Origin of the sequence: Pseudoalteromonas sp. APC 3893 (genome assembly GCF_030408095.1) — a bacterium.
Classification (GTDB): domain Bacteria; phylum Pseudomonadota; class Gammaproteobacteria; order Enterobacterales; family Alteromonadaceae; genus Pseudoalteromonas.
On sequence record NZ_JASDCD010000035.1, the window covers coordinates 13,425 to 27,288 of the forward strand.

General features: G+C 39.7%; 11 protein-coding genes and 1 pseudogene. 4 read left to right on the top strand and 8 right to left on the bottom strand.

What is annotated here, in order from left to right:
* Position 1: 1 nt before the first annotated feature.
* The 4 genes from QMA12_RS20925 to ndk all read right to left on the bottom strand — a co-directional run bounded on the left by QMA12_RS20925 (position 2) and on the right by ndk (position 4,738).
* A complete protein-coding gene (locus tag QMA12_RS20925; protein ID WP_290211372.1) occupies positions 2-913 on the bottom strand; it encodes a RodZ domain-containing protein in 912 nt (303 codons plus the stop codon).
* Complete coding sequence (pilW, locus tag QMA12_RS20930; protein ID WP_290211373.1) at positions 910-2,913, bottom strand: type IV pilus biogenesis/stability protein PilW; 2,004 nt, start codon at positions 2,911-2,913, stop codon at positions 910-912. Before pilW ends, QMA12_RS20925 begins: the two co-directional genes overlap by 4 nt.
* Positions 2,914-3,025: 112 nt before the next feature.
* Positions 3,026-4,150, bottom strand: coding sequence for a bifunctional tRNA (adenosine(37)-C2)-methyltransferase TrmG/ribosomal RNA large subunit methyltransferase RlmN (locus QMA12_RS20935; protein WP_290211374.1), 1,125 nt, complete (start codon positions 4,148-4,150; stop codon positions 3,026-3,028).
* A gap of 156 nt (positions 4,151-4,306) precedes the next feature.
* Positions 4,307-4,738 carry a nucleoside-diphosphate kinase gene (ndk, locus tag QMA12_RS20940; RefSeq protein WP_008111339.1) on the bottom strand — a complete coding sequence of 144 codons (432 nt, stop codon included), beginning with the start codon at positions 4,736-4,738 and terminating at the stop codon, positions 4,307-4,309.
* A gap of 410 nt (positions 4,739-5,148) precedes the next feature.
* On the opposite strand from ndk, the gene QMA12_RS20945 reads away from it, so the two are divergent.
* A complete protein-coding gene (locus QMA12_RS20945; RefSeq protein ID WP_290211375.1) occupies positions 5,149-6,465 on the top strand; it encodes a PAS domain-containing methyl-accepting chemotaxis protein in 1,317 nt (438 codons plus the stop codon).
* A 112-nt stretch (positions 6,466-6,577) separates the two neighbouring features.
* The gene (yegQ, locus tag QMA12_RS20950) at positions 6,578-7,957 is read left to right on the top strand and encodes a tRNA 5-hydroxyuridine modification protein YegQ (protein WP_290211376.1); all 1,380 of its coding nucleotides are present in this window, start codon (positions 6,578-6,580) and stop codon (positions 7,955-7,957) included.
* Positions 7,958-8,228: 271 nt separating this feature from the next.
* On the opposite strand, the gene QMA12_RS20955 is transcribed toward yegQ, so the two are convergent.
* On the bottom strand, positions 8,229-8,537 hold the full coding sequence (locus QMA12_RS20955; protein ID WP_176372593.1) for a GreA/GreB family elongation factor: 309 nt from the start codon (positions 8,535-8,537) through the stop codon (positions 8,229-8,231).
* Positions 8,538-9,096: 559 nt separating this feature from the next.
* Between QMA12_RS20955 and QMA12_RS20960 the strand changes: the two genes are divergently transcribed.
* Positions 9,097-9,972, top strand: coding sequence for an EamA family transporter (locus QMA12_RS20960; RefSeq protein ID WP_087534322.1), 876 nt, complete (start codon positions 9,097-9,099; stop codon positions 9,970-9,972).
* A gap of 67 nt (positions 9,973-10,039) precedes the next feature.
* Here QMA12_RS20960 and QMA12_RS20965 read toward each other — a convergent pair whose 3' ends face one another.
* From QMA12_RS20965 to QMA12_RS20975, 3 genes are all read right to left on the bottom strand, one after another.
* Entirely contained in the window at positions 10,040-10,924 is an 885-nt protein-coding gene (locus QMA12_RS20965) for a LysR family transcriptional regulator (protein ID WP_290211377.1), read from the bottom strand.
* A 120-nt stretch (positions 10,925-11,044) separates the two neighbouring features.
* Complete coding sequence (locus tag QMA12_RS20970) at positions 11,045-12,172, bottom strand: zinc-binding dehydrogenase (protein ID WP_290211378.1); 1,128 nt, start codon at positions 12,170-12,172, stop codon at positions 11,045-11,047.
* 64 nt (positions 12,173-12,236) lie between these two features.
* On the bottom strand, positions 12,237-12,917 hold the full coding sequence (locus QMA12_RS20975; protein WP_290211379.1) for a glutathione S-transferase family protein: 681 nt from the start codon (positions 12,915-12,917) through the stop codon (positions 12,237-12,239).
* 178 nt (positions 12,918-13,095) lie between these two features.
* Here QMA12_RS20975 and QMA12_RS20980 point away from each other — a divergent pair.
* Positions 13,096-13,737 (top strand): annotated as a pseudogene (locus QMA12_RS20980) (LysR family transcriptional regulator); the annotation flags it as partial.
* Positions 13,738-13,864: the final 127 nt, after the last annotated feature.

Sequence of the window (13,864 nt, forward strand, 5' to 3'; positions counted from 1 at the left end):
ACTACTCTGCTAACGGTAAATTAAATTTGGCTAAACGGTTTTTTGGAAAGTGCGAAATATCAACGCTTTCGCCATTGAGTGTTACTTCAACAGCTTGGTGTTTTCCTAATACCACTGCAAAAGGTGCTTTACCTATTACAGTCATTTCATATCCAGCTTTTTTGACACCAAAGGCTACTTTTTCACCTTCACCATCATGAATTTCTACCCAGCTGTCTTCGTTGAAGTGCATAACTATTGTACTTAACCCAGTATTCTCAGGTTGGGTTTGCGTTCTGTTAGCTTGCTTAGGTACATTTTTAGCTTGAGTTGTTGTTTGCTCTAATACTTGCGGCTGTGAAAGTGAATCTTGCTGCTGGGTATCAAGATCTGTTTCAGCAGCTAGTTCATCAGGACCAGCTAATTCAGTTTGGTTTTGAACTGCAATATTAACGGGCTCAGACGTTGTGTTTTCTGAGCTAGTGTTGTTAGTAAATCCTGATAAAGATTGAGTGACCACTTGCTCATTTAATGGTGTAGAGTTTTGCCACCACCACAAAGCAGATGAGCCAATAACAATCGCTAAAATCACATAACTTACGAGCATTAATCGGCTATCGTGTGCCTCTTTTTCTGTGCGTTTAGAAAAACTCTGCATCTGGGTTTTTTTAAATGTTTCTTGTTGCTTAGGAAACGCAGCCATTATTGCCGCTGTGTCTAAATTAAATTCACGACAATAGCTTTTAGCATACCCTTTAACAAACGTGGCTGGGCCTAACAAATGGTGTTCGTCATTTTCTAGACGTTGTAATTGCAACACCGATAACTTTAACTTTTTTGCTAGCTGTTCAAGGCTAACGTTCGCAGCTTCTCGCCCTTTTTTTAAGGTTTCACCGAGGCTTTGCGTTGTTGATTCTGTATTTTCATCATTCATAATGCGTATGATTCAGGGTCCACTAGTAATAGTCTATGCCCAGGTTTGAGTGCGACATCTGGGCTTAATTTATTCCATCGCATTAACTGATCAATTAACAAGCGACGCTCAGTGGCAATACTATATAAAGTATCACCCGCGTTTATTTTATAATAAATATTGGGGTCATTAAGGTAAATCTTAGTCCCATTGACCACCCGATCAGATTCTCTTAAGCCATTCCATTGGAGTAATTTTTGTAGTTTAACATTGTATCGCACCGAAATGCTAAAGAGGTTTTCACCATCTTGTAAAACATGGTATGGCGTAGTCAGTTGTGGGATTTGTGGATTAAGCATAGGTGCTTGGTTGCCCGAACTATTATCGCTAAACTTTATATCTGGTACTGTGGCATAGCGACTATTTTGATTTGCAAAAACAGCAGTATTTTTGGTCGGCTGATAGAACACTACTTTTTCGTCTTCATTTAACTGCGTGCTGCTCGCTGTAAATGTGGTCGCGGATGTATTACCCGGGGCTGGTTTTGACTCTGCGTTCGGTGAGCTAAACGACACAATTTTGACCCCGTCATTAGGCTTTTGTTTTGCTGCTGTTAGCGTGTTTTGAGTCTCTTTCTTTGGTGTTGCTAAATGTACCGTAGGCACGGGAGTTGCTGACACGTTCAGAGTTTTAACTTCTGAAGTATAAAACCCTGTAGCAGGCTTTGTTTTAGCGCTGGTATTTTGCGTTGGTGCAGGCTTGATTGCTAACGCAGACATCACCGCTTTGGTATCGTTTACTTCATTATTGTTTTTAGCTGAGGGCTGTACTGTCGTTTTCGACACACTCGCTACTGTCAATGCGCTTAGTACTGCACTGGTGTCGACCTTGGCAGCAGTTATATCGATAGCGGCGGGGATATTAGCCGCTGTTTCGCTCGTGAGCGGTTGCTGTGCGACCTCTGAATTAGTAGCAATGTTATTTTGCTGTAGAGCTGAAGTACTCCCGACTAAGCTCGCAGCTACATTCGCGCTGCTGGAGGTTATTTGCTCGTTTACTACAGGTGTTTTAGTGCTCATAGCCGCAGTTTGATTATTGGTTGTTTGCGCCTTGGCTACTGGCGCTTTTTTCTTTTTTATAATACGAATTTTAGGTTCTGAGCTTACAACCCCCTGTGGGCTGTCAGCTTTTAACTCATCTAACTTTGCTTGACGGTATTGCAAACGCAGTATTTCAAACTCACTTCGCTTAAATTGTTGTTCGCGAATTAATACTGCTTCGTTAGACGTTGGGTATGTTTGTAAAATTGTTGCTGCGGTGGTTTCGGCTTTTTCAATATGGCCCATACGCTGCTCAATTAAATAGCTTAAAAATAAAGAGCGAGACGATACTTGTCCTGATTTTTCAAAGCGTTTGAGTACTTCTTGGGCTCGGTGCAAATCACTTTTAGCGTAGTACAAAGCAGATAAGCCTATTAAAGATGAAGCACGCATTGAGCTATGATTTATAGCAGATCTAAAATAGCTCTCAGCATTGTCAAAGTCATCAAACTCGATGGCACATAATGCGAGATTCTCGTAACTTTCGGCAACACGAATATAGCTTGGTATTTCGATTGCTTTTAATAGTTGCTCAGTGGCGCGATCGTATTCATTTATACCGCATAAAAATACTCCGTAATTATTACGGGTATTAGGGTCATTTGGGTTTATTTTTATCGCTTTTTGGTAAGCATTGTCGGCAAGCGTATTTTCGCCTACTTGTTGATAATAATATGCAAAAGAGTAGTGGACTTCAGGGAGGTCGGGAGCAAACGTAGCGGCTCGTTCGAGGTTATACTTTGCTTGCGAGCTGTTACCTGTGTTTAAATATTCTAATGCTAGTGCAATGCGAGTGCGAGCTGCTCCCGTATTATTAATTTTATTTTCAACAACAGGCTTATCATTGCCTTCGTAACTGTTTTCAGTCACACAGCCACTAAGCGCTATGACACTGGCCGTTACAGCAAGTAAAGATCGCATTACCTTATCTCTTATTATTATCCATATTCGCCTATCTTACCGAAAAGCACTTGTGTTGCATCAATTTTTTATAATTAAATGCATTAAACACAAGCGCTTTTGGCGTTTAAGCTTACTGGATATTTACCGATATTGCGTTTTCATCACGCATTTTCTTCTTTGCCATACGTTTGGTACGGTCTACAACATCGCCAGCTAACTGGCCGCATGCTGCGTCGATATCATCCCCTCGAGTACGGCGCACAATACACGTAATGCCGCCAGCTTGCAGTACCTTAGAGAAACGGTCGATACGGCTGTTACTTGAACGAGTGTATTCATTACCTGGGAACGGGTTAAACGGAATAAGGTTTACTTTAGACGGTGTGCCTTTTAGTGTTTTAACAAGTTCGTGGGCTTGATCAGTGCTGTCGTTAACGCCGTTAAGCATTACGTATTCAATCGTTACGTCTTTATTTGCTTTAGAGCCATCAATGTAACGACGACATGCCGCTAAAAACTCTTCAATAGGGTACTTTTTATTAATAGGCACTAAAATGTCACGCAGCGCGTTATCTGGCGCATGCAGAGAAATTGCCAGCGCAACGTCGATTTTTTCTTTTAATAAATCAAGTGCAGGTACCACACCCGAGGTACTCAAGGTTACGCGGCGTTTCGATAAACCAAAACCCCAGTCATCCATCATTAGTTCCATCGCCGGGACCACGTTTTTAACGTTGAGTAATGGCTCACCCATACCCATCATCACAACGTTGGTGACTGGGCGTTTTTCGCTATTACCATCAAGGCCGATATCTTTTGCTACGCGCCAAACTTGGCCGATAATCTCAGATACTTTGAGGTTACGATTAAAGCCTTGTTGTGCTGTTGAGCAGAAAGTACATTCTAATGCGCAGCCAACTTGTGATGATACACACAAAGTTGCACGTTCTTTTTCTGGGATCCACACAGCTTCTACTTCTTGGCCGCCTTCAAGCACTAGCGCATATTTGATAGTGCCATCGCTCGCTTGTTGGCGCACTGAAATTTCAGGCGCAACAATTTCACATTCGTTTTTAAGCTTTTCTTTGAGCTTTTTGTTCACGTTGGTCATGTCGTCGAAGTTATCAACGCCAAAATGATAAATCCATTTCATCACCTGATCGCCACGAAATGGCTTTTCACCGAATGATACAAAAAGCTCACGCATTGCATCTCGGTTTAAATCTAATAAGTTAATCTTTTTTTGCTCGGTCATGAAACAACCTCAATCAGTGACGGTGGTGATAAAATTTACGGGGATGAATTGTACACAATTCGACCAGTTTAGTCATTAGCTAAACATTGTTAATTGCTTAGCTAATCACTAAAAAAGGGCCCGAAAGCCCTTTTTATTTTGCTTAATGCGTTCGAATTAACGAGTACGTGGGCAAAGCTCTTCGTCAGCAAAGAAGTACGCGATTTCGCGAGCAGCAGATTCAACAGCGTCAGAACCGTGAACAGCGTTTTCGTCGATGCTATCAGCGTAGTCTGCACGTAAAGTACCAGCTAGTGCTTCAGCAGGGTTAGTAGCACCCATGATTTCGCGGTTTTTAAGAACAGCGTTTTCGCCTTCAAGAACAGTAACCATTACTGGGCCAGATGTCATGAAAGAAACTAAAGCACCAAAGAAAGGACGCTCGCTGTGCTCAGCGTAGAAACCTTCAGCTTTCTCTTGTGAAAGGTGAACCATTTTAGCTGCAACGATTTTAAGGCCAGCAGTTTCGAAACGGTTGTAGATAGCGCCAATGTGGTTTTTAGCTACTGCATCAGGTTTTACGATTGAGAAAGTACGCTCTAAAGCCATCTTTATGCTCCAATAATTTTTAAGTAAAAGTGTGAATATTAACGGGCGCGAATTATACGCGCTTTATGGAAAAATTCCTAATTTTATTAAATAAGGCTTCAATGACAATTTTATGATGTAAAAAATAAGTTTTTAAAAACTGGTAATTATAATAACAATAGATAAACTATTATTGTTTCTTGTCGTCAGTAAATATAATTTATATCTTTGTTTTTACTAAGTTTACCTCTTTATAAGGCTGTGTTTGGTTTTAATGATGTGATGGTAGATTGAAAACTAAGCCATCTACCTCAGCCACATTTAATTTTAACCTACAAAGCTTATTTGAGTCTGAAAGACATTTTGATAAGTATAAACTATAGTTTTTATATTCTCTTGGGCTAGTAAACTTTCTTTATTAGGATGAAAGTATGTTTTTTAATCGTGCACTGCAACGCCAAATTGATGACATGAAAAGTCAGCTATTTAGGCAACAACAAGTTAAAAAAAGCTTAGATGAGGAGATGCTAGTACTGGAGATTGACGGCACAGGTAGAATAAGCCATCAAAATACAAACTTTGAACTTGCATTGGGGTATTCTCACGGGCAACTGATTAATAAAGAATTATTTAACTTTGTTCCTGATAATGCTAAAACCACAGCTCACTTTAAGGGATTAAAAAATGCAATTGAAAAACAAGAGCACTGGGTAGGCGCCTTACAACTTGTAAATGCTAGTGGTGAACAGGTGTGGTTGAGAAGTATATTACAACCGATATTTGATGAAAATAAAGTTTTAATTGAGTTTACACTTCACTCTACAGTGCTTACTCGTACTATTGAATCTTCTCGTGAGCATCAAGACTTAATAAATGCGTTACATCGCTCTATGGCCGTTATTGAGTTTAATACCGATGGCATTGTGCTCAAAGCAAATGAACATTTTTTAGCTGGAATGGGTTACTCAGAAAATGAAATTCTGGGGCAGCATCATCGAATGTTTTGTGAGCCTGAAGAAGCAACTTCAGCTGAATATGCTGCATTTTGGCAGCAGTTAAAAGCAGGGAAATACGTCGCCGACCGTTTTAAAAGAGTTGATCGACATGGCTGTACTGTTTGGTTAGAGGCGTCTTATAACCCTATTTTTAATGAACATAATGAATTATATAAGGTAGTTAAGTTTGCAACAGTGATTACTGAACAGGTTGAGCGAGAGCTTGCTATTGCACAAGCAGCCGATATTGCTTATAGCACTTCAACAGAAACAGAAAGCTTGGCCAAACAAGGTGAAGCGGTTATTGAGCAAACGGTTAAAGTTATGAATGAACTTGCGGTGCAAATGGCGCAAGCCGGCGATGAAATATCAGCCTTAGATAAGCAATCACAATTAATAGCTAGTATAGTGCAAAGTATCAGTAGTATCGCAGATCAAACCAATTTACTCGCCTTAAATGCTGCAATAGAAGCGGCAAGAGCAGGTGAGCAAGGTCGTGGCTTTGCTGTTGTAGCTGATGAAGTTCGTCATTTAGCATCAAGAACCAGTAAAGCCACTGAAGAAATTGTAGAGGTTGTTCAACAAAACCAAAACTTAACTCAATCGACAGTCGCGGCCATTGAACAAGGTAAAAGCAAGGCGCAAGAGGGGCTCGATTTATCGACTGAGTCAGGTAGTGTAATGAATGACATTAAAAAAGGCGCACAACTAGTGGTTGATGCAGTAAGCCAATTTGCCAATCAGCTAAAATAGAAAACCGCGTTTTATGATCTTGATCAACATAGGTAAATATAACTAACCTTATACTGCCGCGCTTTATTACTCATGCAACTGATTTGTACTCAGTTCGATGTATGGAGCGCACATGTCGTCAATTACCCCTTCAAATACTTTTACACCAGAGTTGCTCTCTCCTGCTGGCAGTTTAAAAAATATGCGTTACGCGTTTGCTTACGGAGCTGATGCAGTGTATGCCGGCCAGCCACGCTATAGTTTGCGCGTGCGCAACAATGAGTTTGATCTTGAAACATTAAAAATAGGTATTGATGAAGCCCATGCATTGAATAAAAAGTTTTATGTGGTTTCAAACATTGCACCGCACAATGCCAAAGTAAAATCGTACTTACGTGATATAGAGCCCGTGATTGCGATGAAGCCAGATGCTTTGATCATGTCGGATCCTGGTTTAATCATGCTAGTTCGTGAAAAATGGCCCGATATGCCTATTCATCTATCGGTACAAGCGAATGCAGTAAACTTTGCAAGCGTTAAGTTTTGGGCCAAACAGGGCATTGAGCGAGTCATTTTATCGCGCGAGTTATCGCTTGAAGAAATCGCTGAAATTCGTCAGTTATGCCCAGAAACAGAGCTCGAAGTCTTTGTGCATGGTGCATTATGTATGGCGTATTCAGGGCGTTGCTTACTTTCAGGTTATATAAATAAGCGCGATCCAAACCAAGGCACGTGTACTAATGCCTGTCGCTGGGAATACGATGTAAAACCAGGTACCGAAAACGAAACTGGCGAAATGGTTCATAAAATAGATCCTAAAGCAGTAATACCTACTTTAGGAGAGGGCAGCCCAAGTAACAATGTGTTTATGCTTGAAGAGCACGGCCGCCCAGGTGAGTATATGCCTGCGTTTGAAGACGAACATGGCACTTATATCATGAACTCAAAAGACCTGCGAGCAGTGCAGTATGTTGAGCAATTAACAAAAATGGGCGTACACAGCCTTAAAATAGAAGGCCGTACTAAGTCTTTTTATTATGTTGCCCGCACAGCGCAGGTTTATCGTAAAGCGATAGACGATGCCGTAGCTGGTCGTCCATTTGATGCTGATTTATTTAAAACACTCGAAAGCCTAGCTCATCGCGGTTACACCGAAGGTTTTTTAAAGCGCCATGCTCATCAAGATTATCAAAACTATGAATACGGCCATTCTGTATCAGACAAACAACAATTTGTTGGTGAAGTAATAGGGCGACATGCTGATGGTTTGGTTGAAATAGAGGTAAAAAATAAATTCTGTGTTGGGCACTCATTAGAGCTAATGACGCCAAAAGGCAATATCACCTTTACTCTTGAAATGATGCAGAACAAAAAAGGCGATTGTATCACTGATGCTAAAGGCTCAGGCCACGTTGTAAAAATTCGGCTGCCTGAAAGCATTGATTTAGAGCACGCTATCTTAATGCGTAATCTAGACGAAAACCAAGATACGCGTAACCCATTTAGAGTATAACTATTTTCATTTTTTTTGACTTTATTATAATAGTTAATGATAAAATTGAACGTATTTTACAGTGCTAAAAAACTCGGAATTTTACAATTCCGAGTTTGCGACTTTATTAAGGTTGAGTTTTATTTTTCAGGGGTTTTTAGTTTTTCTTTGCGTAGCTTTCGCTTTTCTTTTAAGCTGTGTTTAGCTTGTTTTTTAGGTTTTTCTTTACTCATTATAAATAACTCCAATCAAATATATAAAAATTTAAAATAAAAAACTGAAATGATTTATTCTATATTTTCTCCTTAACATTAATTGCTATTATTTCCCAGCAGTGAGTAACCCCACCTTCAACACACTCAAATATATGACCTACTTTATGGCCTAAAAGAGCGATCCCAATAAGAGAATGAAATGAAACAGCATTTGGAGTTACACCATGTTGTTCTGGCGCTACTAATGTAATTCGGTATTTATAACCTGTGACAGTGTGCCTAATAACCACAGTACTATTAACCTGTACGTGTGGACTGAACTTAGACCAAGGTCTTTCAGAGTACTCAACTTTTTGTAATAAATGCGCTAGCTTTAACGGGTGCAATAATATTGCTGTGCTCCCTAAATTAATTTTATATTTTAATTTAGGATTGATAAATTTTTTATACTCGAACAGCGAAGGAAACACGGAGTAATCCCCACAAAAAATAAACTAAATTTTAGATTTTAATAGATACAGTGAAACTGCCGAGTGTATTAATACACTCGGCTTAAATGTCGAAGGTGAGATTTGTTTTTTGCAGTTTTGAAATTAAAGTAAACATTATTTCCTCTTTGTTTTAAACAATCATATTGCTTAAAAATATAATGTCAAGGGGTGTGTTCTATTTAATGTTGTAATGTAAGTTAAACCTCAAAATTAGTAGGTTATTTAATGTTAGCTTAGTTTGATTAAGAGTCACCGTGTTGAGATTTTTATCTGTTATAAAGTTAATTATTAATTAGGTAGATTTTATTTATGGAATCTAGTATCTCATTTATGCTTATTTATAACATTTAAAATTTCCCTATACTGGCGGTCTTATTTTGTACGCGCGCTTATGTGATAGGGCGAAACGCTTGTCATCGCGCATTTTCATCAATCAGAACGTTAGGAAATGACTATGTGGATAATTTTTGCATTACTCGCCACCGTATTTTTTGGTCTGCGCGGGGTAATGTATCAATGGACATCACAACAAAAGATTAACCGCAATTTACTGCTGTTTGGCGTGTTTTTTGTTGGCTTTGTTATCAGTATCATAGGCACTTTTGTTCTTGAACAAACATGGTATGGCTGGGCTGATTTAGCTGTGGGTTTGGCTCTTGGGGTTGGATCTTTTGCTGCAAATGGGTTTTTACATAAAGGGTTTTCAGTGGGGAAAGCGTCATTGATCAGTATTTTATCAGGGCTGACTCCTTTATTTGTTCTTCTATTTGCCTTTCTACTGTGGCAAGAAACACTCACGGGCTTTCAGCTGTTCGGCTTTTTTATCATTTTTGCTGGCTTATATATTATTCGATACTCGAATGATATTTCTTGGAGTAATTTACAAGGTGCGCAGTGGGGGTTACTGGCTGCATTAGCTTTTGCGTTTAATGACTTAATGGGCAAGCAGTCGACCTTATTAGAAGCTGATACATTTGCGACCTTAACCTCAATGTTTGGTTGTGGAAGCGTTTTGTTTGCTTTGAGTTGGTTTTTAAAGCGTACACAACAACATCATGATGAAGACGAAAGCTTACATAACGGATGGTCTGCAGCAAAAACGTTTGCGTGTGGATTACTCATAGGTTTGACAAATGTCGCTGGAATGGTGGCTATCATATCAGCCTTCGCGATTGGAAGTACGGGGTTAGTTTCAGCTATTTCAGGAATGAATATTCTGATTATTTTGCTTTATTCTCGCATTGTTTTAAAAGAGTCATTTAGCCGTCAAGAGATCATTGGATTGACGGCTGCACTGCTTGGTGTTGTGGTGCTTAGGCTTAGCTTTTAATTTGTATTTTAACCACTGTCGTGCTGAGTTTTGTCTTTGTGGTGGTGAAGAATCACTGCAACATAAATTAAAAATGTTGCAGTATATATTCTATAAATAATCGTACGCGGTAGGGGATGTGCTCTCTATCGCGGTAAAGCATTGAAAACGGCTGCTCTTCACTATGCCAATCAGGCAAAATACGCTTTAGTTTACCTGACTCAATTAAGGGAAGCGCGATATAATCTGGCATGTAGCTAATGCCTACTCCAGATTTTACGGCTTCTTCCATCATCTGGATTTCGTCAACATGTAGTTTTATATTATCAGTAGGCGCAAAGCTAAACTGTTCACCCGTTAATTGATTTTTTAATTGCCATGGCGTTAAACCTACGCAGGTCACTTTTGGCTCCTTAACTAATTGTGAAGGATGAGTAATGTGACTGTCTGGTTGGTTAGTATGGCAGCATAGTACATTTTGTGTCAGCTTTAATTGCCTGACTACCCAGTTATCGATGACTGGGTTTCTAACTCTAAAAGCAATATCAATTCCGTGCTTTTCGATATCAATAAGCTCATTTGAAAAGCGTAGGTCTAGTTGGATATCTGGGTATTTTAATAAAAAATCACAAAATAACGCGCTTAAAAATTGTTTACCGCTATAGATAGGGGCTGTGATCCTAATTTTACCTTTTGCTTGATGTTTGTCGTCAGACAGGGTTTGCTCAATGTCATCAAGTTCATTAAATACTTTACTGTATCGTTCGAAATAGGTTTCACCGCTATGAGTTAAAGTCACACGATGAGCATCGCGATTAAGTAACCGAAGTTGTAAGGATTGCTCAAGTAAATTTACTCTACGACTCAAGGTTGATAGTGAAATACCAAGGCTTGCTGCTGCTTGTTTAAAGCTTCCAAGTTTAACGATGGTACAAAAATAACGTAAATCGTCGAGGGAGTAATTAGATGCCATTAGAGTCACTTATCAAATAAAACTTTATGTTATTAACGCGTCTTTAATAGTATCAGTGAGGATTAATGATTGCATTAGATACTCACTGTTACATGAAGTAACAGTGAGCTTTTATTAAGGTTATTGCTGCGGGGTAATTAAGTATTTTTGACCGGTCGCTTGTTTTGAATAGGCCTCTAAAGATTGTAACTGCAGTGCTTGCGTTAATGACACCTCGTGAGTGTAATTGCTTGCAAATGTGGTGGTAATTTCATCGGCGATACGTTTACGCATTGCGACCACGGTATTGGTGCCAAGCTTTCCTAATGCATTAAACAGTAAGAAACCATTTACTGCCCACGCAAAGCCAAAATTACGATTAAGGGTGATTGGGCCACGATCTAATGCGCCATAAATATACACTTGTTTGAAAGTGTCAGAGCCATACACACTATGCTCTTTCATGTCTTTTGCCGCAGCGACTTCCATACAATTAAGAATGTCACTTGTTAATTGGCCGCCACCAATAGGGTCAAACGCAATGGTTGCGCCTGTTTCGGTAATCGCGGCTGTTAAATCGGCAATGAAGCTTTCACTACTTGAGTTCACCACGTATTTGGCACCCATGTTACGCAATAGCGTTTCTTGCTCTGGTTTACGCACGATATTAATTAAATCGATACCATCTGCAATACAAATACGATTCAGCATTTGACCAAGGTTTGATGCCGCAGCCGCATGTATAATTGCTTTATGCCCTTCAGCGCGCATTGTTTCAACCATTGCAAGCGCTGTAAGTGGGTTTACAAAAGACGACGCGCCTTCTTTCGCGGTTGTTCCTTCTTTAAGTTCTAAGCAGCTTTGTACGTTGGCAGATAAATATTGACGATATGTGCCACCACCAATAACAGCCACTGTTTTACCCATGAGTGCTTGAGCTGCTTCTGATGAACCTGCTGCGATGACCGTTCCGGCTCCTTCATTACCTACAGGAATGGTTTTACCTACTCGCTTAGCTAATGAAGGCATGGCTTGCGCCGGTACATCAGCAACAATAGCCGGCGATTGCTCCGTGCCTGACTGAGTTGCCGTAGACATATCAGCAGCGCCAAACATAACCCCTAAATCGGATGGGTTTAATGGTGCTGCTTCAATACGAATAACCACTTCATTGGCACCCGGTGTTGGTATTTCAATATTTTGTAATGCCAGTGTAAGTTTATTGTCTTCGCTAATGGTTGATGTAAGTTGAATATTGTTATTTGACATAGTTTTGCTCCTGCAAAAATTAAATATGTTAAACCTTTAAAGAGTTTAAAGGCTTGTTGCTATGTTATTTACTGGCATGTGTTGCTTGAATTTGTGCGGTTACCTTTTGCATAAACTCGGGCAAATTGGCTTGGCGAGCGTCTTCAACCGCTTGGGTAATATCTGATTGGCGCATAGCCTCTTCCCACTGTTTCATTCCAGGTATATCAGCAAGTACATCCCAATCAAGTTGTTTGGTTGCAAAGCTATTCACAATGGTATTTACGTAATACACATAAATGTCGGCCATAGTGAACTGCTCACCCCTAAGCCAAGGTGAAAATTTACATAAGTGGCGTAGCGCCATTACGCCACGGTTTAAAACTTGGCGAACTTCGTTTTTAACTGAATCAGGAATATCTGTGCCAGAAAGCGCGTAAGGTATAAATCGTCTACTTGGTAGCTCTAAATACAACTCTGCTACTTTCATTATTTGTTTAACAACGGCACGTTCAGTCGCATCCTCTGGGTAGAGCGCAATGCTAGGGTACGTCTGCTCAATAAAATCACAGATAACACTCGACTCTGAAATATTATGCCCTTCAGTTGTTGTAATAACAGGCACTTTACCTGCAGGGTTAAGTGCCATCAGCTCTTCACTGCCTCCATAAACAAGGTGCTCTTCAAATGGAACCTGTTTGTATAGCAATACATGTTTAACTAAGTTGTAATAGTTACTGGCAGCAAAACCGTGCAAAGTGATCATAAGTTACATTCCATTTTTAAGATGATGGGCGCTAATAGCTAAATAAAACCGCTACAAATTTAAGTTACAACTATTATTACTTGTTTTTATCTATGTATATATAGGGGTAAAAGCGAATCACTTTTGCTTTTTAAACAATAATAGGTAAAGTGATATGAGTTAATTTTTGGAGAGTAATGTGGATCAACTGCGCGCAATTCGTTATTTCAGTAAAGTGGTCGAAACCGGCAGCTTTACTAAAGCCGCTCATTTTTTTAAGGTGCCGCCGTCTTCGTTATCACGCCGAGTTGCCGATTTAGAAAAAAGCTTAGGTGCAACATTATTAAAACGCTCAACCCGGTTAGTAAAGTTAACTGAAGTAGGGCAAATATATTATAATGATATGCAGCAAATTTTAGCTCAGTTAGCGCAAAGTAACGAAACCGTACGTAGCTATCAAACAACCCCAATGGGTCGCTTATCCATCAGTTCGATGGTCAGTTTTGGCGACAAAATACTGCTTCCATTACTTGATGAATTCAGTGCGCTATACCCTGAAATTATATTAGATGTCAGTTTAAGTGATGAGTTATCAACACTGGGCCGTGATGATGTAGACATTGCTATTCGTGGCGGGTATGCACCCAATGAGCGAGTATTAGCAATAAAGCTCATGGACAATGGCTTTATTCCCGTGGCTTCACCCGCTTACTTGAACAAATACGGCACGCCTACAGATGTCATGGAATTAAAACAACATAAAGGACTTTATTTTAAAGCACCGTTTGGACCCACTCCTTGGTTATGTAATATAAATGATCAATGGCATGATGTTTCAGGGCAGGGCGCGAGCACACTTTGTTAATGATGTTAACCAAACAACAATTCTTCCCTAAAAGCATCGTCATAACATGCTCTTACGCACTTACTTCTTATTGAACCCTTACTTTTCGTATGCTGTTTTACCA